General features: G+C 46.8%; 1 protein-coding gene. It reads left to right on the top strand.

What is annotated here, in order from left to right:
- Positions 1-174: 174 nt before the first annotated feature.
- On the top strand, positions 175-370 hold a 196-nt coding region (locus AC1RPQ_RS08155; protein ID WP_481762285.1), incomplete at its 3' end, for a hypothetical protein.

Below are 370 nucleotides of genomic sequence, written 5' to 3'. Positions count from 1 at the left end.
GCCATTACGTACAAATTAGCTCCCGGCAAGAAAGCCAAGTCATTTATCAAACCACTGGACGTACCAATACTGTACGAACTCCACCCTGTCGATAAGTCAGTCGCGTTTGCGGTGTTCATCATGCCGTTTTGGTATGAGAACACAGTAACATAGCTTCCAATTATACGTGGAATCGTGGACGTGAAGGCACCCGATCCAATTGCCGTATTAACCTGCGAAGCAATCTCGAAACTGGATGCACCTGTTGCAAGATTACCGACCACCGCATATATAGTAGTCACAGAATTGTTTGTGGCTCCTATGCACAAAAGATGCGGATATGTGGCGTTACCTGTGGTAATGACCGCAAGCGGAGAAGAAGATGAAGTCC

The sequence above is a fragment of the Dellaglioa sp. CoH-57-MRSF-21 genome (assembly GCF_056781915.1).
Note: the sequence above shows the minus strand (reverse complement) of the source record. Positions and strands in the feature narration are given on the sequence as shown.